The sequence below is a fragment of the Pseudomonas sp. KH_027 genome (assembly GCF_057838565.1).
Genome location: NZ_CM174470.1, coordinates 2151583 through 2176102 on the forward strand (window position 1 = coordinate 2151583; position 24520 = coordinate 2176102).

Here is a 24520-nt window from a genome sequence, read left to right on the forward strand (position 1 = left end):
TCTGGCTCCCTTGCATAGGCTGGCGACCTCAACTACACCAACAATGAAGCACAGAGTCGGGGGCGCGATTCCTCGTAGTTTGGTGTGCGCATCGAGCAATGGGCCAGCCCACAACGGGTACTCCACTCCGCTAGCCACACAGTGCCAACTCCACGCAAAAGAGTTGCGTCCACAGGGCTTGCCGATCGACAGGCCGCAAGCATTTGGGAGGCCAAGACCATGGCAAAGGATAAAAAGGGCGCGCACCAGGGTGGTCCTGCTGAAAAGGCGAAGCTTACGAACAAGGGCTACCTGGATGAGCTGCGTCGACTGCATGTCGAGTTGGTCAAGCTGCAGGAGTGGGTGCAGCAAAAGGGCCTCAAGGTTTGCATCGTTTTCGAGGGGCGCGACGGTGCCGGCAAGGGCGGGGCGATCAAGGCACTCACCGAACGGGTGAGTCCCCGCGTCTTCCGGGTGGTGGCGTTGCCTGCGCCCACCGAACGCGAAAAGAGCCAGATGTATCTGCAGCGCTACTTGCCGCACCTGCCCGCTGCCGGCGAAGTGGTGATCTTCGATCGCAGTTGGTACAACCGCGCGGGCGTCGAGCGCGTGATGGGGTTCTGCACCAAAGAGCAGGTTGCCAGTTTCCTGAAGTCAGTACCTCTCGTGGAGCGCGCGATCGTCGGCTCGGGAGTCATCCTGCTCAAGTATTGGCTGGAGGTCAGCCAGGAGGAGCAGACCCGCCGACTCGAGGCGCGCATCAGCGATGGCCGCAAAATCTGGAAGCTGTCACCAATGGATCTCAAGTCATATGGCCGCTGGTATGACTATTCGCGCGCGCGGGACGACATGTTCATGGCGACCGACAGCGAATATGCACCGTGGCTGGTGGCCAACTCGAACGACAAACGGCGGGCCCGCCTCAACATCATCACCGACTTGCTCAGCCGCGTTCCCTACGGGGATATACCGCGCGAGAAAGTGAAGTTGCCCAAGCGGCAGAAGCCAGGCGGCTATCGCAAACCGGATTATCCGTTCAGGTTCATCCCCGAAACATTCTGATGGGCGCGGCCGCACCCCGGAGATCATACGCTGCGCATAGCGGGTTCCGGCCTGGAGTGACTCATGAAGCAGCAAGGTTCTGAACCCCGCGGTCGATACCAGGGGTCGAGTGCGCACGGTGCACGGCGATATTCGCGAGGCAGCGTGCGCCTGTTCGCGCCGGAGTGGCTCCGCGACTATCGGCGGGCCTGGCTCAGGCTCGATGTGATCGCCGGCCTGACTGCGGCGGCAGTCGTCATTCCCAAGGCTCTGGCATACGCCACCATTGCCGGGCTGCCGGTACAGGTCGGCCTCTACACGGCCTTTGTTCCGATGCTGATCTACGCGCTGTTCGGAACTTCGCGTCCCTTAAGCGTAAGCACGACCACCACCATCGCTATCCTGGCTGGCGCGGCGCTTGCCGAGGTCTCGTCCGGTGACCCTGCAGCGCTCGTCACAGCAGCCGCGACGCTGGCATTGCTGGTGGGCGCGATCCTCGTGCTGGCGGGACTTATGCGACTGGGATTCGTCGCCAATTTCATCTCCGAGCCCGTGCTGGTTGGATTCAAGGCCGGCATCGGGATCGTCATCGTGGTGGACCAGCTTCCGAAGCTGCTTGGCATTCATATTCACAAAGGTTCATTCATTCACAACCTGCTTGCCACGTTCGAGGGCATCCCGCAGGCATCGTTGCCGACCGTCGCCATAGCGATTTTCATGATTGCGCTCCTGGTGGTCATGAAACGCTTCGTTCCACGCGCGCCCGCGCCGCTGGTCGCGGTGGCGATCGGGGTTGGCGCCATGAGCCTGTTCGGCCTGGAGCGCTTCGGGGTGGCGACAGTCGGTGTGGTTCCGACCGGGTTGCCTGCCGTGACTCTGCCGGATTGGCAACTGCTGGCCCGGCTCTGGCCCGCGGCCATGGGCATCGCGCTGATGAGCTTCACCGAAACGATCGCGGCAGGGCGTGCCTTCGCCCAGAGCGATGAGCCCACACCGCAACCCAACCGGGAGCTGGTCGCGACAGGGCTGGCTAACATCGGCGGCGCATTGCTGGGTGCCATGCCGGCCGGCGGTGGAACCACGCAGACGGCGGTAAACCGGCTGGCGGGAGCGCGCACGCAACTTGCGGGGCTGGTCACGGCCGTCCTGGCACTGGGGACTATCTTGCTGTTGGCGCCCTTCATTGGCCTGATGCCGGACGCCACCCTGGCGGCAGTGGTCATCGTGTACTCGGTGGGCCTGATCGATCCGCTGGAGTTCCGCGAGATCCTCAAGGTGCGGCGTACCGAGTTCATCTGGGCGTTGGTCGCGATGGCGGGCGTCGTGCTGCTCGGAACACTGCAGGGCATTGTCGTGGCGATCATCGTATCGCTCGTGGCCCTGGCTTATCAGGTGTCCGATCCACCGGTTCATGTTCTGGGGAGAAGGCCCGGTTCCAACGTGTTCCGGCCGCGCTCCGATGAACATCCCGAAGACGAAAGTTTTCCCGGCTTGCTCTTGCTGCGGCCGGAGGGACGGATCTTCTTCGCCAATGCCGAGCGTATCGGCCAGAAGATCCTTCCGTTGATCACCGAGGCCAGGCCGAAGGTCGTGGCGATCGACCTCGGCGGGGTCTTCGATCTGGAATACACCGCACTCAAGATGCTGGCCGAGGCCGAGAAGCGACTGCAAGAGAAGGGGGTGACGCTGTGGCTCGTCGGCCTGAATCCGAGCGTGCTGGCCATGGTTAAGCAGTCACCGCTGGGAAGGACGCTGGGTCTCGAACGCATGTTTTTCAATCTTGAGGAGGCCGTTGCGCGCTACGAGGCCGCGCCGACGGTCGTGTAACTGCCCCGTTTTGAAAAAATCGGCGCGGTATCTGGCCGATGAACTCGGCCCGAAGAGCATCGCGTGGGCGCGAATCGGGGGAGGGTGACCTCATGTCAGACATGGGAGAAGAGAAGCGTGCGCGCGTGCTCGATCCGATCGAGCGCGTCACGGAGGTGATCTTCGGCCTGCTGATGGCGATGACCTTCAGCGGCTCGCTCAACGTGGCGACTGCGGGGTCACGAGGCATTCTTGTGAACGTGCCTCATCGTGAGGCTGGGAACTGTCTACTACCGTGGGCTGCGGCTCCGGTCTCCGTGGGCAAACCCACCTAAACCTGGGCAGGGAACTCGACCATGGCAATTCCACTCATCCTCGGCATAGTGGTGGGGGGGGGCGTGCTTGGCCTAACAGACGCCGGCGGAGGCATACTCGCCGTCCCGCGCTAGTGGTTGGCATGGGCTGGTCCATGCAGCCGGCTGCCCCGGTGGCATTGGTTGCGGTTGGGCGGACACCGCCTCTGCCATCTCTCTTCGTTCAAATCAGCAGCGTCAGTATACAAAATATTGGCGTTTGCTATTTGGCGGCTATGCGTCAAGCTAGGTCTTGCCGGAGCTTTTTGCTAAGGTGGCCGGCATCTGATAAGACCGCTGCAAAGAGCGGCTTTTGACGCATAACGAGGTGTCGTTTGATTAGGGTGCTAGTGGTCGATGACCACGATTTGGTTCGTACAGGCATCACCCGCATGTTGGCCGATATCCATGGGCTGCAGGTGGTGGGGCAAGCCGACTCCGGTGAGGAGTCGCTGAAAAAGGCCCGCGAACTGAAGCCTGACGTCGTCCTGATGGACATCAAGATGCCCGGCATCGGTGGCCTCGAAGCGACCCGCAAACTCCTGCGCAGCCACCCTGATCTGAAAGTCGTTGCCGTGACCGCCTGTGAGGACGATCCGTTCCCCACGCGCCTGCTTCAGGCTGGCGCCGCCGGTTACCTGACCAAGGGCGCCGCGCTGGAGGAAATGGTCCAGGCGATCCGCATGGTGTTCGCCGGCCAGCGCTATATCAGCCCGCAGATCGCCCAGCAGTTGGCGTTGAAGTCCTTTCAGCCGCAAACCAATGGCTCACCCTTCGACCTGCTCTCCGAGCGCGAAATCCAGATTGCCTTGATGATTGCCGGCTGCCAGAAGGTGCAGAGCATCTCCGACAAGCTTTGCCTGTCGCCGAAGACGGTGAACACCTACCGCTACCGGATTTTCGAAAAGCTCGCGATCACCAGCGACGTGGAATTGGCCTTGCTGGCCGTGCGCCATGGCATGGTCGATGCCACGAGCTGAGATGGCTGAACCGTTCGACTCCAGCGCCTTCCTCGCCAGTTGCAGCGCTCGGCCCGGGGTTTACCGCATGTTCGATGCGGACGCCAAGCTGCTCTACGTCGGTAAAGCGAAAAATCTGAAGAAGCGCCTCGCCAGCTATTTCCGCAAGACCGGGCTGGCGCCCAAGACCGCAGCCCTGGTGGTCAAGATCGCCCAGGTCGAAACCACCATCACCGCCAATGAGACCGAGGCGCTGCTGCTCGAGCAGACGCTGATCAAGGAATGGCGGCCGCCTTACAACATCCTGCTGCGGGACGATAAGTCCTATCCCTACGTGTTTCTCTCCGATGGCGACTACCCGCGTTTGAGCATTCATCGCGGGGCGAAAAAGCAGAAGGGCCGCTACTTCGGTCCCTACCCCAGCGCCGGAGCGATTCGCGAAAGCCTCAGCCTGCTGCAGAAGACCTTTCTGGTCCGCCAGTGCGAAGACAGTTACTTCAAGAACCGCACCCGGCCCTGTCTGCAATACCAGATCAAGCGCTGCAAAGGGCCTTGCGTCGGCCTGGTCGAACCCGCCGAGTATGCCGAGGATGTAAGGCGCTCGGTCATGTTTCTCGAGGGACGCAGCAATGCCCTGACGGATGAGTTGTCCAGCGGCATGGAGCAGGCGGCGATGAACCTCGAATTCGAGCGTGCCGCCGAACTGCGCGATCAGATTTCCCTGCTCCGGCGTGTGCAGGATCAGCAAAGCATGGAAGGCGGCACCGGGGACGTGGACGTTGTGGCGGCCATGGTCAATCCGGGCGGCGCTTGCGTGCACCTGATCAGCGTGCGCGGCGGACGAGTGCTGGGGAGCAAGAACTTCTACCCGCAGGTGGCCATCGAGGAGGATGTCAGCGAAGTGCTGGCGGCATTCCTGGCCCAGTACTACCTGAGCAGCCATGAGCGCGATTTGCCGAGCGAGTTGATCGTCAACGCCGCCCACGACGATTTCCCGGTGTTGATCGAGGCGATCGAAGCGATGCGCGGGCGAGAGCTGAGCATCAGCCACCGGGTGCGTGGCACCCGGGCGCGCTGGCAGCAATTGGCGGTGACCAATGCCGAGCAGGCGCTGGCGTCGCGCCTGGCCAATCGCCAGCACCTCGCCGTGCGTTTCGAGGCCCTGGCCCAGGCGCTGGATCTGGATGAACTGCCGCAGCGCCTGGAGTGCTTCGATATCAGCCATTCCAGCGGTGAGGCGACGGTGGCCTCCTGCGTGGTGTTCGGCCCGGAAGGCCCGCTGAAATCCGATTACCGCCGCTACAACATCGAGGGCGTTACCGCCGGCGATGACTACGCCGCCATGCACCAGGCGCTGACCCGGCGCTTCAGCAAGATCAAGGATGGCGAGGGCAAGTTACCGGACATCTTGCTGGTGGACGGTGGCAAAGGCCAACTGGCGATGGCGCGCGAAGTGCTGCAGGAGTTGGCGGTGCCGGACCTGATCCTGCTGGGCGTGGCCAAGGGCACCACCCGCAAGCCGGGGCTGGAAACCCTTTATCTGAACGATGCAGCCCATGAGTTCACCTTGCCCGGCAATTCACCGGCACTGCACCTGATCCAGCAGATTCGCGACGAGTCGCACCGTTTTGCCATTACCGGGCACCGTGCGCGGCGCGGCAAGACGCGCCGTACCTCCACGCTCGAAGAGGTCGCCGGGGTAGGGCCGAAGCGGCGGCGCGAGCTGCTCAATCACTTCGGTGGCCTGCAGGAGTTGACGCGCGCCAGCACGGAAGAAATCGCTAAAGCGCCCGGAATCAGTAAAAAGCTCGCCGAGCTGATTTATGCGGCCCTGCACAGCGAGTAGAATGCCGGCTCATCTCGCGTAGGGCTAAGTTTTGCCGATGAATATCCCCAACCTGATTACCGTACTGCGCGTCCTGCTGATCCCGATCTTCATTTTGCTGTTCTATCTACCGTTCTCGTGGAGCTATATGGCTGCCAGCGCGGTATTTGGATTTGCCGCCATCACCGACTGGCTCGATGGCTACCTGGCTCGTCGTCTCGAACAAAGCACGCCGTTCGGCGCTTTCCTCGATCCGGTGGCGGATAAGCTGATGGTGGCAGTAGCGCTGGTGTTGCTGGTGGAGGAGCACGCTACATTCTGGCTGACCTTGCCGGCAGCCATCATCATCGGCAGAGAGATCGTTATCTCGGCATTGCGTGAATGGATGGCCGAGCTCGGTGCGCGAGCGCATGTCGCAGTCTCTAACCTGGGCAAGTGGAAGACGGCGGCGCAGATGCTGGCGCTGGTGATCTTGCTGGCCAGTCCGCCATCCGCGACCGTCTGGGTCGTGATTGGCTTTGTCCTGTTGATTGTCGCGGCAGCGCTGACGCTGTGGTCCATGGTGCAGTACCTGGTCGCCGCCTGGCCGCATCTCAGCCCTGACGCGAAAAATAAATAAGCTTTTTTGAATCAAGAGGTTGACGGGCTGTTTGGATTCTATAGAATGGCGCCCGTCACCAAGATGCGGGAATAGCTCAGTTGGTAGAGCACGACCTTGCCAAGGTCGGGGTCGCGAGTTCGAGTCTCGTTTCCCGCTCCAATTTGTTGACGTTGACGCCGCAGCTTGCGGCGTCTTCGTTTGAGGCCGGGTGGCAGAGTGGTTATGCTGCGGATTGCAAATCCGTCTATGCCGGTTCGATTCCGACCTCGGCCTCCATTATAGGAAAGCCCCGTAGATCGTTGATCTACGGGGCTTTTTCTTTTATGTTCATAAGCGCTCACGCGCTCAGTATGCCGCCCTTGAAACTTGCGTCGCAGGGGCGGGCTGTATATATTCCTGCGCTCGCCATGAGGCGCAGTTGGTGATTCGCTGCAAGCGCCCATCGCCAGGTTTACCGCTCTACCGCCCGGATGGCGAAATTGGTAGACGCAAGGGACTTAAAATCCCTCGTTCGTAAGGACGTGCCGGTTCGACCCCGGCTCCGGGCACCATTCAGAAACAAGCACTTAGGCCAACCCGTCACGGATTGGCCTTTTTGCTTTATGGCGTCTGTAATGGATATGTAATCTTTTGGCTCGGTCACTGCCTTTCCGCATAAATCCTTTCGTGACGAGATTTTTGGTCGCCATTCGCAATCATTTCGTGGGCAGCGATTAGCAAGGCGCTGCCTGTGGTCAGAGCGGTGCAAGTATGTTCAGTAGGGCCTGAGCAGGTTGTCGCCCATTTCGTACCCGGCTGTATCAGGGTAACGGCTGCTAGGGATGAATTTCCGACTGATTAGCGCCGAAAGCGCAGGGCACGCCAGGCGCTAAACAGGATCAAAGCGAACAGCAGCGTGACGCTGAGCAGGGTCCAACTGGTAAAGGGCAGACCCAGGACTCGGTAGTCGTTCTGCCCACAGACGCCGGCACTCATAAACACAGCGGGCAGGTACTCATGCAAGGGCAGGTAGAAGGCATAGAAGGGGAAGGGAGAGCAGCTAAAGCTTTCCAGCACGCCGGTCTCGACCAGCACCAAATGAGTATTGTCGTACAGCGCCATCCCCCCCGCCGCCGGCAGGAGCGGCCAGAGCAGCAGGGTCAACCAGCGTTGGCCGATCGCCTCGGCCGCCAGGATCAGCAGGCCGATAACCCCACCACAGAACAGCCATAGGCGGATCTGCACGCATAACGTGCAAGGCTCCCAGCCGAATTGATGCTGCATCAACAAGGCGCCGCCCAGCATGGCAAAGCAGGCGACTGCGATCAGGGTGAGCAGCGGGATAGGGGATGGCTGGCGAATCATGCAAATCTCCGAGAGAGCCTGGCAGGGTAGGCTGTACTTGGCCGTGGTGGTGGATCTTTATGCGCGTAAAGTCGTCGGCCGGTCGATGAAGCCGACACTGGCCCGTGAGTTGGCCCTGGACGCACTGCTCATGGCGCTCTGGCGACGCAAGCCTAAGGACAGGGCGATCCACTCTGACCAGGGCAGCCAGTACGGCAGTGATGACTGGAAGTGCTTCTGCCTAGCCAACAACCTGAAACCCTGCATGAGCCGGCGCGGCAACTGCTGGGATAACGCCATGGCCGAGTCCTTCTTCAGCAGCTTGAAGAAAGAACGCATCCGCAAACGCCTCTACAAAACCAGCGACATGGCCCGCGCTGATGTGTTCGAGTGCATCGAGGTATTTTACAGTTGTATTCGCCGCCACAGCCATCTGGGCGGCGTCAGTCCCGAGGCGTTTGAGCGCGCCTCACCGTGAGGCCGGGAAATGTCTACTAGGGTGTAGGCATTCTCGCCTGCCAACTCATACACGCGCCCCGTATGACCTTCCGTCGTGAGAACGGTAGCGGCGGCTTCCGCATAGTCCGCACGTTCTGCTGATGCAATGCGTCCCTCTTGCGCGCATCCAAACACTGTGCCGTGGGCCAGCACGGCAGCGATGGAGGCGATGACGTAGTTCTCTGAGTACCAGCCATTGCGCAACAGCACATGGGGTAGGCCTGATGTGCGTAGGAGGCTCTCGGTGTCCAAGTGCTCAGCCGCCAATCCCAGTGGAGAACGATCGGCGTGCAACACGCTGGTATAGGCCAACAGGTTCACTTTGGCGCGCTGAGCCGCCTCAATGACAGCGCGGTGCTGTGGCACACGACGGCCCACCTCGCTCGACGAGATCAGCAGAACCCTGTCGACCCCTGCAAGCGCGGCATCAAGCCCAGCCGGCTGGTCGTAATCAGCCTGGCGAACATGTACGCCCAATGCGGCCAGATCCTTTGCTTTGTCCAAGCTGCGTACCAGGGCGACGATCTCGCTCACGGGCACTTTCTTCAATAGTGATGCAATGACGAGGCGACCCAGTTGCCCGGTGGCTCCGGTGATAGCGATCATAATTAATGGCTCCTTGTGAAAGACGGGATGACGGCCGCGTCAACCCGATCGTCCGCGTCTATAGCGGGTGAAGAGATGCTTCGAACTTGCTGGCAAGGCTGGTGCCAATGCCAATGCAAGTTGCCGAGATGCCTGCCCGTGCGCGGCCCCGCCAGTCTTACTGGGTACTGGAGTCGGCAAGGGTCGGGTAGTCGGTGTATCCCGCAGCGCCGCCGCCGTAGAGCTTGGTCGGATCGAACGCCGCCAGCGGCGCGCCGGTCTTCAGCCGTTCCACTAGGTCAGGGTTGCCGATGAACGGGCGGCCGAAGGCGAACAGGTCTGCCTTGCCCTCGGCGAGCCGGGAAGTGGCCAGATCCAGGTCGTAGCCGTTGTTGGCGATATAGGTGTTCTTGAAGCGCCGACGCAGGGAGTCGTAGTCGAACGGCGCGACATCGCGCGGGCCACCGGTCGCTCCCTCGACGACATGGAGGTAAACAATGCCCAGCTCGTCGAGTTGGTCGACGATGTAGTCAAATTGCGCCTGTGGATTGCTGCTAGAAATCCCGTTGGCCGGAGCCACCGGCGAGATACGGATGCCCGTGCGCTCGGCGCCGATCTCATCCACCACGGCCTGCGTCACCTCCAGCAAGAGACGCGCGCGATTCTCGATGGAACCACCGTAGGCATCAGTGCGGACGTTGGCTCCGTCCTTGATGAACTGATCCAGCAGATAGCCGTTGGCGCCGTGGATCTCGACCCCATCGAAGCCTGCGGCGATGGCGTTTGCCGCGGCCTGGCGGAAATCATTGATGATCCCCGGCAGTTCATCGAGCTCCAGCGCGCGTGGCTCCGAGACATCCACGAAGCTGTTGTTGACGAACGTCTTGGTCTGGGCCCGAATTGCCGAAGGCGCCACCGGGGCGGCGCCGTTCTCCTGCAGGTCAACGTGCGAGACGCGCCCGACGTGCCATAACTGCAGGAAGATCCGCCCGCCCTTCGCATGGACGGTATTAGTGACCTGGCGCCAGCCGTCGATCTGCGCCTGCGAATAGATGCCGGGCGTGTCCTGGTAGCCCTGTCCCTGCTGTGAGATCTGCGTGGCCTCGGATATCAGTAGGCCGGCCGACGCGCGCTGGCTGTAGTAGGTGGCGGCGAGCTCACTGGGAACGAAGCCGGCGCCGGCGCTGGCGCGGTTGCGCGTCAGCGGGGCCAGGACTACCCGGTTGGAGAGCGTCAGGGAACCAAGGGTGTAGGGCTCAAACAGAGTCTTGTCGGTCATGTCTTCTTTCTTCCAAGTTGATTGATGGTCACTGTCGCGAATGTGCGTTACCGCTCGGCCGATCCCTTGTGGGGACAGCGACCGCGCGCCGAGCACTACTCCTCCAGGAACTGGATTGCATGCTTCAGGAAGCGCTCGGGATACTGGAATTGCGCGCCGTGCCCGGCGTCGGGATAGATCAGCAACTGAGCGTTGGGGATGTTCTGGGCCAGGTGCCAGGAGTTGATCGTAGGGACCATGCTGTCGTTGATACCGTTGAGCACCAGCGTCGGGCGGGTGATCGCGTTCAGGTGTGCATAGGAGTCCTCACCTGATAGCGGCTGCAGAAAGGTCGCATTCGCCTCGGCCTGAGCTTTTGCGGCTTCGGCTGAGCTCGGCGGATCCTGGTCGGCGCGCAGGTGACGCCGCTCCCAGAAGGCCAAGCCTGCCTTCTTCGCGGCCTCCGAGCGGCCGAAGAACAGGTAGAGGAAATCCTCCACGATAGGAACCGGCCGGAGCGCCACTTCGTTCACCTTGAGGTCTGTCTTCGGCTTGCCACCTCGCGGACCGGTACCAAGCAGGAGGAGCTTGCGTACCAGAGATGGATGGCGCAGCACGACCTCTTGCACCTGGTAGCCACCCATAGAGAAGCCGAGCAGATCAACATGGGACAGGCCGAGCGCCTGAATCACAGCGGCGATATCGTCCGCCATGTCCTCAATCCGGTTGCGGGGCGTGCCGGTCGACGAAGCGATGCCGCGACCATTGAACAGGATGACCTCTCGACCTTCGGCCAGACCATCAGTCAACAGCGGATCCCAGTGATCCAGGCCACCGCGGAAATGCTGCACGAAGAACAGCGGGATACCGGAGGGCTTGCCCCAGCGGCGATAAGCGAAGCGGTCGCCATCAACTTCGATGAAGCGCGTCGGTGCGGTTAGATGTGTGTCACTCATGACCCAAGTCCTTCCTGAAGTTAGCGCGCTGTTATAATGATAACCATCATCTTAACCGTCAAGCATTTTGATGATGATCAACATCAATGTATATTGGTGGCCTTGTTGTTGGCGTAAACAAAGAGGCATGTATCTATGAGAGTCACCAAAGCGCAGGTACAGGCGAATCGAGCTCGCATCGTCGACACGGCCTCCGCCTTGTTTCGCGAGCGTGGTTACGATGGTGTGGGGGTGGCGGAGCTGATGGCGGCTGCTGGCTTCACCCACGGCGGGTTCTACAAGCACTTCCGCTCCAAGGCCGACCTGATAGCGGAAACAGCAGCGAAAGGGCTATCACAAAACACGGCGAAGACCGATGGCTTCGACATCGTCGCATTTGCCAGAAACTATGTTTCCCGGGAGCACCGCGACGGTCGCAGCAACGGTTGCACGATGGCCGCTCTTTGCGGTGACGCCGCACGTCAACCGGAGGCGATCAAGGCCACGTTCGCGGCCGGGATCGAAAGTCTGCTGGCGGCCTTGGAATGCGAAGGCAACGTGGCGGGCGATTTAGATCGCCAACAACTACGTGCGCGGATGATCGATGTGCTCGCCCATTCGATCGGCGCGATCGTACTCTCGCGGGCCTGTCCGGACGACTCCCCCCTGGCGGATGAGATTCTGGAGATTTGCCGCGCGGAAATTCTTGAGCCTCTGTCACCCCAAGCTGCAACTGTCTAATGACGCAAACCCCAGGAAGCGTAATCCCGCAATGTGCCGTACGCACGTCATTCCACTGCAAAGAAAACGGAAAACGACACCGTAAGGCCTATTGCTGAAATGATCCCAGCGAGCTGTACGCGGACACGTCGAGGCCTCCGCCGAAGGCTTCGGTACCGTGGCGCATTCCACCCAGCCGGCACCAACTTCCCTTCCTGCAGCAAGGGTGGACGAAGACGGGCTTGGCACTGCCTGCATCGTTCAGTTCGAATCGAAGCCCTTGCCCCGCCTACGCGGAGCCGGGCTACCCACACCTAACGCTAGGAGCAAGAAAATATGGCTGTGTTTAATGCCCATATTCCAAGGGGTCGATTCTCCCCTGAACAAAAGCGCGCACTCGCGGATGCGTTGTATCAATCCCAGGTACTGGGATTGGGGATTCCCGAAGGCGACTGGTTCATCATGTTGAATGAGCACGGTCCGGACGAGCTGTTTCTATATCCGACTCTTCGGGATTTGAAGCGCGATTTCACCAGTGCAATGATCATTACGGTTCCCGTCGGAGCCCATCGGCCACTGGAGGACAAGCGCAAGCTGGTCGCGGCAATCAATCGACTGGTAGTGTCGGCGCTCGGCATATCCTCCGACGACGTCTTCATCACGCTTGTTCCAGTGCAGGACGAGAATGACTCCAATACGCCCCGTATTTGGCCATGGGATTGAGTGCTTCGGCCTGCCCGTGCCAATCGCATTCGTCGTGGCCGAGATCGTGGGCTTGGCCGCTGCGTTCTGGCCCGAGCCTGGCGGAGGCTGGTCGGTACAGGCTCCACATCAATGATCTGCACCGATGCTCTGTAGCGCTTTAGCACCTCGCCAGCGCCTGTGATAGTTCCGCCAGTGCTGATTCATGCGACCACAATATCCACCGCGTTGGCGGTGTTCCTAATGCGCCTCAATTGAGTAGACAGAGTGCCTGCCTCTTCAAATCCGAGGCATTGGAAACCCCGCTCGCCACGCTCTTTGTCGATGTATTGACCGGGCCGCTGGATAGGTACTTGACTACGCGCTTGAGCTGATCTGGCTGCCTCATAAGCGGCCCGGCTCGCTTGTTGCCTAGCCAGCTACTAATCCTGCAGCTCACGCTCAAGGTCAATGAAACTGTTGGCCTGCCAGTCCCAGCTCTGGACATAGCCTGCGTCAGGCGCAGGAGCTCCACCATATTCCATTGGTCGATCAATATAAGCCGTCATCAATCCACAGGCTCTGGCCGCCGCAAGGTCACTGTGGTGGCACGCAACCAGGCACAGTTGCTGTGGCTCCAAGCCTAGCGCCTGTGCAGTGGTGAGATAGGCAATGGGGTCTGGTTTATAGGTTTGCGCGAACTCCGCGCCCAGAAGGGCATCCCACTGCAAACCGTTGTACCGGTTCAATGCAACCATCAACTCCACATTGGCATTCGACAAGGTCACAATTGGAAAGCGCTGGCGGAGCTGGCCCAGACCTTCAGGTACATCGGGCCAAGGGTCCAGACGGCGCCAGGCATGGGCGAGCTTCCACAACACATCAGGGGCGATCTGGCTGACGTCTACGCTGTGAGCTCCCAACAGCTTCTGCAACGTCTCATAGTGCAACGTGTCTAGAACAACGAAACCTCTCTGGCCGCTGACGCACTCGCGCATTGCCGGGGGATACAACTCGCGCCATTGCAATGCAAAATCCGCAGGGTTGACTGATGGCAGGTACGCGGACAGGAACGTGTGCGTTTCACGCATAATGCTCGAGTGCCAGTCAACAACTGTACCGAAGACGTCAAATGCCAAAGCTTGTGGAAGCGTCATTGAATTACTCCTCAGGTTATTACCGGGAAACCACTGTGTAGAAGACGTCTCCCCAGCTTCAGTAACGGCTGGCTTTAGAGTCCTGGGTAAATGTAACGGCTTTCGTGGCCAGTTGTTTGGCGCCGGCGGACGAGGGTTAATTTTGACCGGGTGGGCGTAGGCCCTCCCGGTCAAAATTATCCGAACCCTTCCGGTTACCGCGCCAGATATTGGACGACCCAGCGGGTGAGGGCTGGCGGTCCGAGGCGCGTGGCGATCGACAAGAAGCCCGCTTGCAGACCGACAGTCCAATGCGTCTTGTGGATGTGTCGTTTGGCTGTTGCGCAGGTCCACACGGTCGAGGCGACGTCGGCCGGCGTGAGTCGAATGCCAAGTGATTTGGCGGCAGAGATGGGGCCAAATCCATCAGCCATTGCCGTCTTGACGAAGGTCGGCCAGATATCGCTTACGCGGATGCCAAGCTTGCTCCATTCGAGGTCGAGCCCTTCGGTGAACCCGCGCACGGCGAACTTGCTTGCCGAATAGGTTACCTGGTCAGGCTGGCCATAGATCGCGGTGGCTGAGGCCATGTTGACCACATGTGCGCGGGGCGTTTGCCGCAGATAGGGGAAGGCGCTGTGGCAGCCGGTAATCATCCCCTGGACGTTCACGCTAAGCATCGCGTTGTGCTTGGCCAGGGGGACGGCTTCGAACTTCCCCGCTGTGAGAATGCCCGCGTTGTTGAGTAGCACGTCGAGACGCTGGCCGCTGTGCGTCCAGAAATCCGCCAGTGCTCTCTGCCATGCATCGGGATCAGTCACGTCGAGAGCGCCGGAGATGGCGTTACCCTCGCCCAGGGTTGCGGCGAGCGCAGCGACGCCGTCTGCATTGACGTCGTATAGGCCAACGAACCAGCCGCGTTGGGCGAACAATTCGGCGCACGCACGACCGATCCCGGATGCGGCGCCTGTTACGAAGATCGCAGGACGCCACTTGGGATAAGCAGTTTCAACCGATTTTTGGGTCGCTCGTTTGCTCTGCGCCACGCTGGTCTGCTGTTTCATTTCTGTTGTCTCCTTCATGTACTGAAATCCCCATTCTTGAGCGCAGTGCTGGTCATAGACAGCAATGTGGGTATCGACCTGCGCGTATTGGTTGAGGTCTGGTTTCGTGCTTGCTTCCCCCCCAGCGCACTTTGAGCACTCCCATCTTCGGCAAGCCTGTCCAGTCGGCTTGTCGCTAGCGGTTTGGAGTCGTACCCAGTCACGAGACGTTCACGAAGCGAGCTGACGGGAGGAATATTGCGACAGTGATATAACAGTGTTATGTTTGTCAAATAACGCTGTTATTGGATTGGCAGCGGTTACCGCGCTGAGCCGATCTGATGATGGCTGGGGCTGGCGGTCATAGAAGGAGAGCGCGCAGCTCTTCATGCTTATCACCTGAGGGTCTTAGAGATGACGAAGACGCATACACCGCTTGAGTGCCTTGATGTGGAAGCCAGCGGTTCTGTATTGATTGTGCGGCTCAACGGAGGTCCGCACGGGATGATGGGCCTGGCGATGGCTGAAGAGCTCGCGGTGCTCTTGGACAAGGTGGAGTCCGATGCTTCCATCGATGCTGTGGTATTTACCGGGACTCACCCAGGCCGTTTTATTGGTCATGCTGATGTGCGTTGGCTGCAGGAGGGGGGCGCGAGTATCCCGATGCTCGGGCGTAACGCTTCATCTGCAATCGCTCGAACCTCGAAGGCCGTTCGTGGAACGCCGGGCCTGGAAGCACTTGCCACGCTGACACCGTTGGGCGGTGGCATGCAGCTCGACAAGCTGCACGACACTTTTCTGCGGATGAATCGCTGTGGCGTCATTTTTGTCGCGGCTCTGAATGGGTCTGCGCTAGGGCTTGGCAGCGAGTTCGCGCAAGCCTGCGACGTCCGTCTGATGGCGGATGGCGACTTTTTTATTGGTCAGCCAGAGATACTTCTGGGTATCCATCCCGGCGGCGGGGGAACTCAGCGATTGCCGCGTCTGGTCGGTGCTCATCGCGCCCTCATGCTGATGCTCGAAGGCCGGCCGGTGCCGCCGAAAAAAGCGCTCGAAATCGGTTATGTCGACGAAGTAGTCGCTCCGGATCAGTTGCTTGATCGCGCCATCGAGCAGGCCCGCTATCTGGGATCCCGCTCCCGAGGCGCCATCGAGGCCATCAAGCGTGCCGTGTACTTCGGCGGTTCCGCAACCCTGGATGAGGGGCTGCATATGGAGCGCACCGAGTTCATCAAAATCTCGCCGACCGAGACCGCGCAGACATTGATGGTCGAATACCTTGAGCGCACTGCTCGCGACGGCGATCTGCCGCTGTACAACCCCGCTATTTATGCAGAAACCCTTGAGCTGGGTTCCTTGCCGTTGCCGAACGGGAGGGCGAATAAGTGAACCAGATGTCACAGCCTCTCCATCAGTTCACTCGCCGGGATGTGCGTTTTGATTCGGGTGAAGCCTATTGCTCGGCCTGGCTTTACCTGCCGGAAGGGGTAGAGAAACCGCCGGTTGTGGTACTTGGGCATGGGCTCGGCGCGGTTCGCGAGATGCGCCTCGGCGCTTTTTCGGAGCGCTTTGCCGCCGCGGGCATCGCGACCCTGGCCTTTACCTACCGCTATTTCGGTGACAGCGGCGGCACGCCACGCCAGCTGATGTCGGTGAAACGCCAACTGGCGGACTGGGACGCGGCGCTGGACTTCGTCAAAGGCTGCGCCGATGTCGATGGCAGTCGGGTTGCCGTCTGGGGCAGCTCATTTGGTGGTGGCCATGCGATTACGGTGGCCAGCCGGCATCCCGAGCTGCTGGCAGCCATCAGCCAGTGCCCCTTCACCGATGGCTTGGCCTCCGCCGCCGCACTGGGTGTGGGCGCGTCGATGAAAATGCTGCCGGTCATTCTGCGTGACTTCGCGGCCAAGTTTTCTGGCCGGCCGCCAGTGATGGTGCCCATTGCCGCAGCACCTGGTAAACCGGCCTTGATGAATGCCCATGATGCCTTGGAGGGTTACCTGGCCCTGATTCCGGAGGGGATTACCTTCGTCAACCATGTGGCGGCGCGGGTGATTCCGGAGATCGCCACTTACCGACCGGGGCGCTCTGCGGCCAAGGTGAGGTTCCCAATCCTGTTCTGCGTCAGCACCACGGACACCGTTACGCCGCCGGAGCAGACCATTGCCCTGGCACGCCGGGCGCCGCATGGCGTGATCAAGCTGTATGAGGCCGGGCACTTCGCCTTCTACCTGGGCGATGCCTTCGAACAATTGGTAGCGGATCAGACCCGGTTCCTGACTCAGCACCTGCTCGCTGCCCCCAGTCACTAGAACTGAGCACGCCTTACCTGCCCACTTCTTAGAGAGAACAAGAATGCGTTTTTCCAAACTTCCTGGCCTGCGCTCGGCCTCGGCCCCAAACTCGCCGTGTATGGCGGATGCCACCTCTCGTCTTTCCAACAGCGAGTTCCACTCTCGTGTTCTCGTTGCGGCAGGGGTATTTGCCGATCTCGGTATAGGGCCGGGTGACGTCATCGCCATCATGCTGCCCAACCAGGTGGAGTTCGTCGTGGCCATGTTCGCGGCCTGGCGTCTGGGGGCGGCAGTTACGCCGATCAACCCCGGCCTCACCAGCAAGGAAGCGACCCACCAGATTACCGATTCGAGGGCAAAGCTGGTCGTCAACGAGAGCGGCGAAGCTGTGGTCGCAGACGTGCGCTCCCTGCCGGTTGCCGCACTGGAGGAGGGCGGGTCGCACGCCGGTGATGCGTTCGATGACCCCGCCGCGCTAGCTCTGCTGATCTATACCAGCGGTACCACCGGTCTACCCAAGGGGGTGATGCTCGATCACGCCAATATCGAGTCCATGGCGGAAATGGGGCGGCAGTCGATCAAGGTCACGGCGGCGGATCATTGCTTGCTGATGCTGCCGCTGTTTCACGTCAACGGCATCGTGGTCAGCATTCTCACATCGTTGTCAGCTGGCGGCCACGTCACGATTCGCAAGCGCTTTGACATCAACACCTTCTTCGGCGATGTCGAGCGGCTTCGGCCGACGTATTTCTCCGCCGTGCCGACCATCTACGCGATGCTCAACGCGTTGCCGAGAGAGGTCAAACCCGACACGTCCAGCCTGCGTTATGGCATCTGCGGCGCGGCACCCGCCTCGGCCGAACTGCTCAAGAGTTTCGAGGCGCGCTATGGCTTTCCACTAGTCGAAGGCTATGGGCTGTCCGAAGGTACCTGCGCCTCGACCATCAACCCCTTCGACGGTGTGCGCAAGGCCGGCACCGTTGGCCTGCCGTTCATTGGGCAGCGCATCGCAATTGCCGATCCGAATGGTAGACATCTGCCGAATGGCGAAATCGGTGAGGTTCTGGTGCAGGGCCCTAACGTGATGCGTGGTTACCTGGGCAAGCCCGAGGAAACGGCGAAGACAATCGTCGATGGCTGGCTGCACACCGGTGACCTTGGGCGTATCGACGAGGACGGCTACTTATCCATAGTCGGGCGTTCGAAGGAAATGATTATCCGTGGTGGCGAAAATATCTATCCGAAGGAGATCGAGGATGCGCTGGGCGATTTCCCTGGCTTGCTCGAAGCGGCAGTGATCGGTGCTCCTCACGAGACCTTCGGCGAAATTGTGATTGCCTACGTCGCATTGAGTCCTGGGTTCACGGCTTCTTCTGCTGCGCTGGATGAGCATTGCGCCAGCCGGCTGACGCGTTACAAGCGGCCATCGTCGATCAACGTCATCGACAGCCTGCCGAAGAACGCCATGGGCAAGATCGACAAGCCAAAGCTGCGGGAGCTGTGGGCCAAATTCGGGCCGAGCAATCAGTAATTCTCTGCTTGGGAATTTGGCGGCAGCAGCTCGCACGTAGAAGGGGAATGCAGCATGACCAACACCGTTTTCGACTTCGACTGGCTGGTGATCGGCTCGGGCTTCGGCGGCAGCGTCTCGGCGCTGCGCCTTGCCGAGAAGGGCTATCGCGTCGGGGTGCTCGAGCGTGGCCGGCGCTATCGCGACGAAGACCTGCCCAAGTCGACGTGGCAACTACAACGATTTTTATGGGCCCCCGCGCTGGGCTTGAAGGGCGTGATGCGCATGAAGGTCTTCCGTCATGTGTTCTTCCCCAGCCAGTCGGCTGTCGGCGGTGGCAGCACCGTATACGGCGGCGTGCTGTACCGTGCCCGCCCGGAGTTCTTCGCGAACGCGCAGTGGCGCGAGCTGGGTAACTGGGACGGGCTGTTGCAGCCTCACTACGATACGGCCGAGCGCATGCTTGGCGTAAAGACCGTGCCGTTTGATTCGACCAATCAGCAACTGGCTCGAGAGATGGCGCGGCATTTTGGCGGCGAGGATAGATTTACCCGTTCGCCAACCGGTGTGTTCTTCGGCGAGCCGGGCAAGACGGTCAAGGATCCCTACTTCGGCGGCGAAGGTCCTGATCGAACCGGATGCACGCGCTGCGGCGCCTGCATGGTGGGCTGTCGCACCGGCGCGGTGAACTCGCTGGTGAAGAATTACCTATGGTTCGCCGAGAAACGCGGCGTGCAGGTCATGGCCGAGCGCGAGGTCGTCGATGTGAGCCCTCTCGGGGCGGCCGATGGCAGTGAGGGCTACCGTGTGATCACGCAACGTCCCGGTGCCTGGTTCGCCAGAGATCGCCAGGCCTATACCGCGCGTGGGGTGATATTCGCGGGTGGAGCGTTGGGTACTAACGAATTGTTGGCCAACTGCAAGCTCGGCGGTTCGCTGCCACGGCTCAGTGACCGTCTCGGTGAGTTGGTACGGACCAACAGCGAGTCGGTTCTGAACGTGCGTTTGCCCGAGGATCTCAAGACCTGGAACGATGTCACGGCCAGCAGCAGTGTCCACGTCGATCAGAATACCCATATAGAGTTTCTCACCTACGGTCGCCACGCTGACTTTATGGGCTTGATGTACACGGTCCTGGTCGGCAATGGCAACCGTTTGACGCGGCCTCTGAAATGGCTAGCGGCCATCGCGTTGCATCCGCTGCAATGGCTCAAGACGGTGTGGCCGGTTGGCTGGAGTCGGCACATGGTGACCCTGCTGGTGATGCAGACGCTGGACAACGCGATTGCGCTGCGCCCCAGGAAGCGCTGGTTGGGTCGTGGCTATCGCCTCGTCACTAAGCAGCATCGCGACAAGCCCAACCCGACGTACATCGACGTGGCTAATCAGGCTGCTCAGTGGCTGGCCCAGCGCACGGGGGGTATTGCCCAAAGCAATGTGCTGGAGGCGCTGGCCGATATCCCGACCACGGCCCATGTGCTGGGCGGTGCCGTTATCGGTGCCGACGCTGCAAACGGTGTGATTGACCAGCACCTGCACGTGTTTGGCTACCAGAACATGTTGGTCTGTGATGGTGCCGCGATGCCAGCCAATCCCGGAGTGAATCCAGCTCTGACCATCACGGCACTCGCCGAGTACGCCATGGCGCAGATTCCAGAGGCCGGCCGGGGCAGCAACGGAAATATGCATGAGCGAGGCGAGGCGGCCGTGTCGAGACCACCCGCCGCGACCGTCAGGCGCAGCCCTCTAAGCGAGCAGCGTGTGCCCTCGATCCAGATTCCGTCCCTGCTCCACTAATGAGCCCCCATCCGGCCGCCTTACCACAGCGGCCTGAGCGGGGCGCTGGGTACATAGAGCAACCATCTGACGCTGAAACACGTCGAGTTGTACCGACGCGGAATCGTCGGGTTCATCGCGACTGACCCTGATAACAAATCGAGGTAACCGCCATGCAAGATGCCGTCATCATTTCCACCGCCCGCACACCGATCGCCAAGGCCTTCCGCGGCGCCTTCAATGACCTCAAGTCGCCAAGCATGGCCGCCGTGGCGATCCGTGTCGCGGTCGTGCGCGCCGGTATCGAGCCCTGGGAAGTCGAGGATCTGGTCATGGGTACCGCCATGCAGGGCGGCACCGCCTCGACCAACCTTGGCCGTATGGCGGCGCTGGCCACTGGCCTGCCGCTGTCGGTCAGCGGCCAGACCATCGATCGCCAGTGCGCGTCCGGCCTGATGGCCATCTCCATCGCCGCCAAGCAGATCATGGTCGATGGTATGCAGGTTACCGTCGGCGCCGGCCAGGAGCAGATCAGCCTGGTGCAGAACACCCACATGAAGTCGTCTGCCACCGACTACGACCCGAACGTGGTGAGGATGGCCGAGCACGCCTACATGCCGATGCTGCAGACCGCCGAACTGGTCGCTAAGCGCTATGGCATCAGCCGCGAAGCCCAGGACGCCTACTCCCTGCAGTCGCAGCAGCGCACCGCCGCCGCCCAGGGCGCCGGTCTGTTCGCCAATGAAATCGTCCCGGTCACCGCGCGCAAGAAACTGGTGGATAAAGAAACCGGCGCGGTCAGCTTCGAAGACGTCACCCTCAGCCTGGACGAAGGCAACCGCCCGCAGACCGTACTGGGTGACCTGACCAAGCTCAAACCGGTCATCGAAGACGGCTGCATCACCGCCGGCAACGCCAGCCAACTGTCCGACGGCGCCAGCGCCTGCGTGCTGATGAGCGGCCGCCTGGCCGCCCAGCGTGGCATCCAGCCGCTGGGTCTGTACCGCGGCATCGCCGTGGCCGGTCTGGCTCCGGAAGAGATGGGGATCGGCCCGGTATTCGCCGTGCCGAAACTGCTCAAGCAGCACGGCCTGACTGTCGACGACATCGGCCTGTGGGAACTCAACGAAGCCTTCGCCTGCCAGGTACTGTACAGCGCCGAGAGGCTCGGCATCGACCCGGCCAAGCTGAACGTCAACGGCGGCGCCATCTCCATCGGCCACCCGTACGGCATGAGCGGCGCGCGCATGGTCGGCCATGCCCTGTTAGAAGGTAAGCGGCGTGGCGTGAAGTATGTGGTGATCACCATGTGCGTCGGCGGCGGTATGGGGGCGGCGGGGCTGTTCGAAGTGCTCTAAGAACCTCTTTACGATCTTTTGAGCAGCAGTACGAGAAAGGTCAACGGATGAACTGCAAGCTGGTGTTGAGTTTGCGCTCGCAGTTCTTCCGTAGCTGCCTGCTCCATCGCGAGACTGTTCAGTTTTTCTCGCGTTCTGCCCACCCGGCAATGACATCAGCGGTAGCGGACTCTACGCGCGCGCGCGTCGCTCCCATGCCGACAGCGACGTTATTGCACATCGGCACCAGGATTTCCGCTGGAGGATCGGCCACGTCTGCGAAGTGGCCGGCGAGTTCGAGCATGATGAATCCATGCGCGGCACTCCACAGCTGTAACCCAATGAGGGCCGGATCGATCTTGCGAACCAGTTTCGCTTCAACCAGGCGGGTGCAGGTTTTCACCAGAACGGACTGGGTCAGCTTGAATGCCGCCGAGTGTCCGCTGGCAACCGGCGTCGTGGGGCAGCGTGAGGGGCTGTATCTGCCCTCGATGGAGAGCCCGAACATCAAGTCGTACAAGTGGGGGTTGCCTCGTGCGAAGTCTCTGCACGCCAGCACCATCGCACACAGGTCAGCGATCGGATTTTCCGTGGCTGGAACCCGCACGAATACGCTAGTCAGTCGCTTGAATCCTTCGTCGGCTACCGCTTGAAGCAGTTCCGGAACGCCGCCGAGGTGCGTGTAAACCCCCATGGTTGAGAGGCCCGCTTCGCTCGCTACCGAGCGTGCCTTGACTTCGGATGGGCCGTTAGTCGCGAGCAGGCGGATGGCTGCCTCGACCAGGCGGGTGCGTACATCAGGGAGAGAAGTATCAGTAGACATATTGCAATGGTGCCATAACGGCGTTATGTTTATCAAATAACAGTGTTATTGATTTTGGCAGATATCTGCTGCCAGGTAGGAAGTCGGCAATTGCATCACGATCACCCTATAACGCTGTTATTGCTTCTGCTCGGCAGCAAGCTCAGGGCGGGGCTGATGGCGGCAGGAGCTGGAAATTACCGATGGAGAGCGTCCTTGCCCTCCAGGCTTATCACCAGAGGATCTACGAGATGACGAAGACGTATGCGCCACCGTTGTTGGGCGCGGCGAAGCTTGGTAACACCTTTGGCTCCACTCTAGCGAGCTTCAGGCCGCACCTGCTGGCCACTGCCATTGCCCTGGGCGGCTCTACCCAGGCTGTCGCGATGGAGTTCAATCTCGGTGAGGTCGAAGGCAAGTTCGACTCCTCGCTATCGGTGGGGGCCAGTTGGTCGGCGCGTGGTGCCGATCCCGACATGATCGGTGCCCGCAATGGCGGTCAAGCCTCTTCGCAGACCAACGATGACGGGCGTCTGAACTTCAAGAAGGGCGAAACCTTCTCGAAGATCTTCAAGGGCATTCACGACCTTGAGCTGAAGTATGGCGACACCGGTGTGTTCGTTCGTGGCAAGTATTGGTACGACTTTGAGCTGAAGGACGAGCACCGTCTGCTCTATGACATCGACGACCACAACCGCAAGGAGGCGGCTCAGGCTTCCGGCGCGCAAATCCTCGATGCCTTCATCTACCACAACTACACCATCGCTGACCTGCCAGGCTCTGGGCGTCTGGGTAAGCAGGTGGTGAGCTGGGGCGAGAGCACCTTTCTGCTGAACGGTATCAACGCGATCAACCCGGTTGACGTTGCAGCTTTCCGCCGCCCCGGCGCCGAGATCAAGGAAGGCCTGATTCCGGTCAATATGGTCTACCTGTCCCAGGGGTTGACCGACTCGGTGTCCGCCGAAGCGTTCTACCAGTTGGAGTGGGATCAGACCGTCCTGGACAACTGCGGTACCTTTTTCACGGGAACCGATGTGCTCGCCGATGGCTGTGACCAGCGCCTGGCGTTTGCCGGCTCCGACCTTAACCCCGATCCGGCTGCCGGCTACCGCTATGTGGGCCGCATTGGTGACCGCGATGCGCGGGATGGTGGGCAGTATGGGGTAGCCCTGCGCTGGTTTGCCGAGCAGCTGAACAGTACCGAGTTTGGCTTGTATGCCCTGAACTACCACAGCCGCACGCCGATCGTCAGCACCGTGATCGGGGCCGCGCCCTTCGCCGCCGATCCGGTAACCGGCGAGGCCTCCGCCAAGTACTTTGCCGAATATCCCGAAGATATTCGGCTGTACGGCCTGAGCTTCTCCACCACGGCGGGCTCAACAGCCATTTCTGGCGAGATCAGCCATCGGCCCAATATGCCGCTACAGTTGAACTCGACCGACCTGGTCTTGGGGGCGGTAGTGCCTTTGGGCTTTCTGGGGAACCCCGTGTTTACCAGTGGGCATGCCGCCACCACCGCTGGCGACGAGATTCATGGCTATGTCCGCAAACCATTTACCCAAGCCCAGGTCACCGCTGTCCAGTTCATCGATCAAGTCATGGGCGCCGATCGTCTGACCTTGGTGGGCGAGGTCGGTTACAGCCATATCGGCGACATCAACCAAAGCGAGCTGCGCTTCGGTCGCGATGCGGTGTTCGGTAGTGGCGAGGTCCCCGGTGGCTTCTGCGCGAGCTTGAACGCTGACAATCCTGATGAGTGCAACGACAAGGGTTTCTTTACCTCGACGTCCTGGGGCTACAGCGCCCGAGCCATTTTGGATTACCCGGACGTCGCCGCTGGCATCAACCTGAAACCGAACCTCTCCTGGTCGCATGACGTGGATGGCTACGGCCCGACGTTCACCGAGGGCAACAAGGCCATCAGCCTGGGGCTGGATGTCGAGTACCTGAACACCTACACCGCCAACCTTTCCTACACCGACTTCTTCGGCGGTGAGTACAACACCAACGTTGACCGCGACTTCGTGGCACTCAGCGTTGGCGTGAACTTTTAAGCGC

20 protein-coding genes, 3 tRNA genes and 4 pseudogenes are annotated in these 24520 nt (G+C 60.7%); 19 read left to right on the forward strand and 8 right to left on the reverse strand.

All coding sequences use genetic code 11. The features are described from left to right. Positions 1-219 precede the first annotated feature (219 nt). The 10 genes and pseudogenes from ppk2 to AC3IYG_RS10195 all read left to right on the forward strand — a co-directional run bounded on the left by ppk2 (position 220) and on the right by AC3IYG_RS10195 (position 7115). Entirely contained in the window at positions 220-1041 is an 822-nt protein-coding gene (gene ppk2, locus AC3IYG_RS10150) for a polyphosphate kinase 2 (RefSeq protein ID WP_489313622.1), read from the forward strand. A gap of 63 nt (positions 1042-1104) precedes the next feature. Continuing rightward, positions 1105-2847: a SulP family inorganic anion transporter gene (locus AC3IYG_RS10155; protein WP_489313623.1), complete on the forward strand. Its 1743-nt coding sequence runs from the start codon at positions 1105-1107 to the stop codon at positions 2845-2847. Between the two features lie 92 nt (positions 2848-2939). Continuing rightward, a complete protein-coding gene (locus AC3IYG_RS10160) occupies positions 2940-3161 on the forward strand; it encodes a hypothetical protein (protein WP_489313624.1) in 222 nt (73 codons plus the stop codon). A 21-nt stretch (positions 3162-3182) separates the two neighbouring features. Further along, positions 3183-3334: pseudogene (locus AC3IYG_RS10165) on the forward strand (sulfite exporter TauE/SafE family protein); the annotation flags it as partial. A 180-nt stretch (positions 3335-3514) separates the two neighbouring features. Next, positions 3515-4159: a response regulator transcription factor GacA gene (gene gacA, locus AC3IYG_RS10170; protein WP_489313625.1), complete on the forward strand. Its 645-nt coding sequence runs from the start codon at positions 3515-3517 to the stop codon at positions 4157-4159. Position 4160: 1 nt separating this feature from the next. Beyond that, positions 4161-5984, forward strand: a complete 1824-nt coding sequence (gene uvrC, locus AC3IYG_RS10175) for an excinuclease ABC subunit UvrC (protein ID WP_489313626.1) — start codon at positions 4161-4163, stop codon at positions 5982-5984. Between the two features lie 37 nt (positions 5985-6021). After that, positions 6022-6582, forward strand: coding sequence for a CDP-diacylglycerol--glycerol-3-phosphate 3-phosphatidyltransferase (pgsA, locus tag AC3IYG_RS10180; protein ID WP_489313627.1), 561 nt, complete (start codon positions 6022-6024; stop codon positions 6580-6582). Positions 6583-6647: 65 nt separating this feature from the next. Then, positions 6648-6723 (forward strand) — tRNA-Gly (locus AC3IYG_RS10185). Positions 6724-6766: 43 nt separating this feature from the next. After that, positions 6767-6840, forward strand: a tRNA-Cys gene (locus AC3IYG_RS10190). A 188-nt stretch (positions 6841-7028) separates the two neighbouring features. Further along, positions 7029-7115, forward strand: a tRNA-Leu gene (locus AC3IYG_RS10195). A 286-nt stretch (positions 7116-7401) separates the two neighbouring features. Here the strand turns inward: AC3IYG_RS10195 and AC3IYG_RS10200 are convergent. After that, a complete protein-coding gene (locus tag AC3IYG_RS10200; protein WP_489313628.1) occupies positions 7402-7908 on the reverse strand; it encodes a disulfide bond formation protein B in 507 nt (168 codons plus the stop codon). A 13-nt stretch (positions 7909-7921) separates the two neighbouring features. Here AC3IYG_RS10200 and AC3IYG_RS10205 point away from each other — a divergent pair. Then, positions 7922-8365: pseudogene (locus AC3IYG_RS10205) on the forward strand (IS3 family transposase); the annotation flags it as partial. Between the two features lie 5 nt (positions 8366-8370). Here the strand turns inward: AC3IYG_RS10205 and AC3IYG_RS10210 are convergent. The 3 genes and pseudogenes from AC3IYG_RS10210 to AC3IYG_RS10220 all read right to left on the reverse strand — a co-directional run. Continuing rightward, positions 8371-8991 (reverse strand): annotated as a pseudogene (locus AC3IYG_RS10210) (SDR family oxidoreductase); the annotation flags it as partial. Between the two features lie 157 nt (positions 8992-9148). Then, positions 9149-10249: an alkene reductase gene (locus AC3IYG_RS10215; RefSeq protein ID WP_489313629.1), complete on the reverse strand. Its 1101-nt coding sequence runs from the start codon at positions 10247-10249 to the stop codon at positions 9149-9151. Between the two features lie 95 nt (positions 10250-10344). Beyond that, a complete protein-coding gene (locus tag AC3IYG_RS10220; RefSeq protein WP_489313630.1) occupies positions 10345-11184 on the reverse strand; it encodes an alpha/beta fold hydrolase in 840 nt (279 codons plus the stop codon). Between the two features lie 135 nt (positions 11185-11319). Here AC3IYG_RS10220 and AC3IYG_RS10225 point away from each other — a divergent pair, with 135 nt between their 5' ends. Next, a complete protein-coding gene (locus tag AC3IYG_RS10225) occupies positions 11320-11904 on the forward strand; it encodes a TetR/AcrR family transcriptional regulator (RefSeq protein WP_489313631.1) in 585 nt (194 codons plus the stop codon). Between the two features lie 315 nt (positions 11905-12219). Then, entirely contained in the window at positions 12220-12606 is a 387-nt protein-coding gene (locus AC3IYG_RS10230; protein WP_489313632.1) for a tautomerase family protein, read from the forward strand. Between the two features lie 401 nt (positions 12607-13007). On the opposite strand, the gene AC3IYG_RS10235 is transcribed toward AC3IYG_RS10230, so the two are convergent. Continuing rightward, positions 13008-13721, reverse strand: coding sequence for a haloacid dehalogenase type II (locus tag AC3IYG_RS10235; RefSeq protein ID WP_489313633.1), 714 nt, complete (start codon positions 13719-13721; stop codon positions 13008-13010). Between the two features lie 194 nt (positions 13722-13915). Continuing rightward, positions 13916-14764 (reverse strand): SDR family oxidoreductase, encoded by an 849-nt coding sequence (locus tag AC3IYG_RS10240; protein ID WP_489313634.1) that lies wholly within the window; start codon positions 14762-14764, stop codon positions 13916-13918. A 393-nt stretch (positions 14765-15157) separates the two neighbouring features. Between AC3IYG_RS10240 and AC3IYG_RS10245 the strand changes: the two genes are divergently transcribed. The 5 genes from AC3IYG_RS10245 (at position 15158) to AC3IYG_RS10265 (ending at position 21681) form a co-directional block, all read left to right on the forward strand. Beyond that, positions 15158-16132 (forward strand): enoyl-CoA hydratase/isomerase family protein, encoded by a 975-nt coding sequence (locus AC3IYG_RS10245; protein ID WP_489313635.1) that lies wholly within the window; start codon positions 15158-15160, stop codon positions 16130-16132. A gap of 5 nt (positions 16133-16137) precedes the next feature. Further along, positions 16138-17055, forward strand: a complete 918-nt coding sequence (locus AC3IYG_RS10250; RefSeq protein ID WP_489313636.1) for an alpha/beta hydrolase — start codon at positions 16138-16140, stop codon at positions 17053-17055. Positions 17056-17098: 43 nt separating this feature from the next. Further along, the gene (locus AC3IYG_RS10255) at positions 17099-18568 is read left to right on the forward strand and encodes a class I adenylate-forming enzyme family protein (protein WP_489313637.1); all 1470 of its coding nucleotides are present in this window, start codon (positions 17099-17101) and stop codon (positions 18566-18568) included. Between the two features lie 54 nt (positions 18569-18622). Beyond that, entirely contained in the window at positions 18623-20344 is a 1722-nt protein-coding gene (locus tag AC3IYG_RS10260) for a GMC oxidoreductase (protein WP_489313638.1), read from the forward strand. A 152-nt stretch (positions 20345-20496) separates the two neighbouring features. Continuing rightward, a complete protein-coding gene (locus tag AC3IYG_RS10265; protein WP_489313639.1) occupies positions 20497-21681 on the forward strand; it encodes an acetyl-CoA C-acyltransferase in 1185 nt (394 codons plus the stop codon). A gap of 8 nt (positions 21682-21689) precedes the next feature. Here the strand turns inward: AC3IYG_RS10265 and AC3IYG_RS10270 are convergent. Together AC3IYG_RS10270 and AC3IYG_RS10275 are read right to left on the reverse strand one after the other, a co-directional pair. Next, positions 21690-21784, reverse strand: a pseudogene (locus tag AC3IYG_RS10270) (IS5/IS1182 family transposase); the annotation flags it as partial. A gap of 15 nt (positions 21785-21799) precedes the next feature. Next, the gene (locus AC3IYG_RS10275) at positions 21800-22483 is read right to left on the reverse strand and encodes a TetR/AcrR family transcriptional regulator (RefSeq protein ID WP_489313640.1); all 684 of its coding nucleotides are present in this window, start codon (positions 22481-22483) and stop codon (positions 21800-21802) included. A gap of 230 nt (positions 22484-22713) precedes the next feature. Between AC3IYG_RS10275 and AC3IYG_RS10280 the strand changes: the two genes are divergently transcribed. After that, positions 22714-24516 carry a DUF1302 domain-containing protein gene (locus AC3IYG_RS10280; protein ID WP_489332181.1) on the forward strand — a complete coding sequence of 601 codons (1803 nt, stop codon included), beginning with the start codon at positions 22714-22716 and terminating at the stop codon, positions 24514-24516. Positions 24517-24520: the final 4 nt, after the last annotated feature.